Raw genomic sequence first — 3,862 nt, forward strand, 5'->3', positions numbered from 1 at the left:
GCGCCTGCCCCGGCACAGGCAGCCGCCACGGAGACGCCCGCGGCCCCGTCCGCCGAGGAACAGGCCCCGCCCGCCGAGCGGGCCGCGCGGCACCCCGTCGAGCTCGTCGGGCTGCCCCCGGTCGACCGGATCGAACAGCCCTACCCGGCCGGCCCGGTAGCCGTCGTCGTCCGCTCCGAAGAACGGGCAGGCGAGGCGTTCGCGGCGGGTCTCGAGCGGGCCGGCTGGACGGTGACACGGGTGAGCCTGCCGGCCTCCGGCGGGGACCGGCCATCCGGCCTGACCGCATGGGACGGCGAGGCCGTCGAGCGCCGGCTCTCCGAGGCGGTCACCGGCGCGCTGGGCGCGACCGGCAGGATCGACCTCTTCCTCACCGTTCTCGGGGGGAGCGACAGCACCAGGGACGACAGCGCCCGGCAGGACGCCTGGGACGACAGCGTCCGGCAGCTTGCCGACGCCGTGCTGGTGGCCAAGCACGCCAGCGTGCCGCTGGCCACGGCCGCCCGCTCCGGTGACCGGGCCGCCTTCGTGACCGTCACCCGCCTCGACGGCGGCCTCGGTCACCGCGGTGGGCGCCAGGCCGCCGAAGCGCTGCTCGGCGGGGTCGGCGGCGTGGTCAAGACGCTCGCCCACGAGGAACCGTCGATCTTCTCCCGCGCGCTCGACATCGACCCGGTGCTCGGCGACGACGACGCGCTCGCCGTCCTGCTGGACGAGATCGCGGACGCGGCCACGGACACCCTGGAGGTGGGGGTCGACGCCGCCCGCCGCCGGTGGACCGTGATCCCCGCGCCGTACGGGTCGCCGCGGGCGTCCACCGCGGCCGGCGCGTCCACCGCGGCTGGCGCAGACGCGGCCGGCACGGGCGGTGCGGTGCCGTCGGTGCCCACGGTCGGCGCTGGCGACGTGTTCGTGGTGACGGGCGGGGCGCGAGGGGTCACGGCGTCCTGTGTGCGGGCGCTCGGTGAGCACGGCCAGGTGGAGTTCCTGCTGCTCGGGCGCACGGCGCTCACCGCGGAGCCGGACTGGGCCGTGGGCGTGGCCGACGACGGCCTCAAGCGCGCGGCGATCGCCGCCCTGGGGGCCGGTGGCGGCAGGCCGCCGACGCCGCGGCAGGTCGACGCCGTCCTGCGCGACATCCAGGCCCAGCGTGAGATCCGCGCGACGCTCGACGCCCTGGCCGGGAGCGGATCCGTCCCGGCGGCCAGCTACCTGCAGGTGGACGTCGGCGACGCCGCCGCCGTGCAGGACGCGCTCGCGGCGCACCGCGACCGGGTCACGGGCGTGGTGCACGGCGCGGGAACCCTCGCGGACGGGCTCGTGCGCACCAAGACGCCCGACGACGTCCGCCGGGTCTTCACCCCGAAGCTCGCCGGCCTGCGCAACGTCCTGGACGCGCTCGACGGCGCGCCGGTCCGCCACGTCGTCCTGTTCACCTCGGTGGCCGGGCTGTTCGGCAACGCCGGCCAGGCCGACTACGCCGCCGCGAACGAGGCGCTGTGCCGGGTCGCGGCCAGCCTGAAGCGGGAGCGTCCCGAGCGTCACGTCACCGCCATCGACTGGGGCGCCTGGGACGGCGGGATGGTCGCCGCCGATCTGCGGGAGCTCTTCCACGCCCGCGGCGTCGAGCTGCTGGCACCCGAGACGGGCGCGCGGCTGTTCGTGGAGCAGTTCGGCCCCGAGCGCGTCGACGACGTGTGCGTGCTGGTCGGCCAGCGCAAGGCGCTCACCGACGGTAGTGGCCCGCGTCCCGGCCGGGCCTTCACGGCCGGGCGCGAGCTGACCGGCATCGAGGACACCGAGGTGCTCCAGGCGCACCGCATCGACGCCTTTCCCGTCCTGCCCGCCACGTTCGGGCTCGGCTGGCTGGTCAACGTGCTCGAACGCGCCCACCCAGGGCTCCAGGTGATCGAGGCCAGCGGCTTCGAGGTGCACAAGGGGATCGTGTTCGACGGCGTGCACAGCCGCGCGTACCAGGTCGAGGTGCCGCTGGCCGAGGCCCGGGACGGCCGGCTGACGGTGCGGGCCGCCGTCCGCTCCGCGAGCGCCGGCGCCGGCGGCAGCGGCAGCGGCGGCGGAGCTGGCAACAGCCGGCCTGTCTCGCACTATGTCGGCACGTTCGTGCTGGCCGAGGCTCCGCCCGCCGCGCCGGTCGCCCCGCCGGCGGAGGCGGTGGGCAGCGGCCCCGAGGACGGTGTGGAGATCTACACCGGGGGCACCCTGTTCCACGGCCCGGCCCTGCAGGGCATCCGCCGCATCCTGCGGCGCCGGGACGACCGGGTCGTGCTGGAGTGCCGGCTGGCCGACCAGGCCATCGCCGACGGGGCGTTCGCCGGCGCACTGCACAGCCCGGTGCTCGCCGACATCCTGCTGCACGGCCCGTCGGTGCTGGGCCGGTGGCTGACGGGCCTGGCCTGCCTGCCGCTGGCCGTCGAGCGCTGGGAGTACTTCGCCCCGCTGCCGGACGGGGAGCCGTTCGTCGTCGTCCTGGACGACGTCCGGCGGGCCGCGTCCTCCATCACGGTCACGGTGACCGCCAGTGGCCCCGGCGGGCGTGTGCTCCAGCGCCTGCGCGACGTGTCGATGATCGGGACTCCCGACATGGCCGCGAAGTTCGCCGCGGCCGTGCGGTGGTGGCTGCCGGGGGAGGGGGCGTGACCGTACGGCCGCTGACGCACCCCGGCCCCGTCCGTCCCGCACGAGCCGGTTCGACCAGACCGACGGAGGACAGGCGATGACAGCGGAGCAGGTGGCGTCCCAGGTGGTGGACGTCGACGCCCTGGAGATCGACGCCCTGGAGTTCGACGGTGAGCCCTTTGACCCCACCCGGTGGTCGGCTGGCACCGCCCGGGATGGCGGGGCTGGCGCGGCTGGCCCGACCGGCGCACCCGGTCTTTCGCCCGGCCCGGCCGGCGGGGACGCTGGCGGAGGCGGCCCTGCCGGCCCGGCCCAGCCGTCCCCGGAGCCGGCTGCGGTGACTGTGGGTGAGAGCGGTCTCGGCGGCCCGCCCGGGCCTTCGCCGCTGTCGGCCGGCGGGAGCACGGACGGGACCGGCTTCACCCGCCGGCCACCCGTCCCCGGCGGTTCTCCCGTGGTGCCCGTCGGCGAGCGGGAACCGGCCGAGCATGCGGCCTCGATCGCCCGGCAGGTGCGGGCTGTCGTGGTGGCCGCGCACGCCAGCGCCCTGCGCGCCCAGGCGAGCGTGCAGAACCGGGTGCTCGCGGCGCTCGCGGCGTCCGGGCAGCCGGTGAACTCGGCATACCAGGCGGACTCGGCATACCAGGCGGACTCGGCGAGCCCGGCGGACCCGGCGAGCCCGGCGCCCGCTCCGGCGGTGTCCGGCGGCCAGGCGGGCCCGGCCCGGCCAGCCCTGCCCGCTGCCCGGGAGAGTGTTCTCCCGCGGGGCGCGCAGGGGGGTCCCCACCAGGATGACGCGGCCTCGGCCCCGGCCCCGGCTCCGGTCGCCGCCGAGGTGTTCGAGGTGGCCGGCGGGCGGCCGAGCGTGTTGTCGCGGCCGTCCGTGGCACCCGCGCCCATCCGGGTGTCCGCGGAGGCGGCGTTCAAACCGCTCGCGCGCAGCGACCGGCGCCGGCTGGACGCCGACGATCTCGCCCGTCTCACCGAGGGGGCGATTGCGAGCGTGTTCGGTGCCGCCTACGACCAGGACGGCGCCAACCCGGCGGTCCGCCTGGCGCTGCCGCGGACCGGGGCCCCCGGGCCGCTGCTGAGCTGGGTGGACGGCCTGGACGTGCGCGGCGGCGCCTGGGGCCACGGAGCGCTGCGCGCCGGGCTGCGGCCGGGCGCCGTGGCCGCGGGCCTGACGGCGGCTACCGGGCTGGTCGAGGCGGCCCTGGCCCAGGGC

Annotated in this window: 1 protein-coding gene and 1 pseudogene; both read left to right on the plus strand. The window is 77.4% G+C overall.

Annotated elements, in window-relative coordinates; genetic code table 11:
* Window positions 1–2,658, plus strand: a 2,658-nt coding sequence (locus NBW84_RS23070; protein WP_250287363.1) for an SDR family NAD(P)-dependent oxidoreductase, incomplete at its 5' end; no start/stop codon positions are given.
* A 76-nt stretch (window positions 2,659–2,734) separates the two neighbouring features.
* Window positions 2,735–3,862, plus strand: a pseudogene (locus tag NBW84_RS23075) (beta-ketoacyl synthase); the annotation flags it as partial.

Origin of the sequence: Protofrankia sp. CiP1_Cm_nod2, assembly GCF_920664355.1 — a bacterium.
Taxonomy (GTDB): Bacteria; Actinomycetota; Actinomycetes; order Frankiales; family Frankiaceae; genus Protofrankia.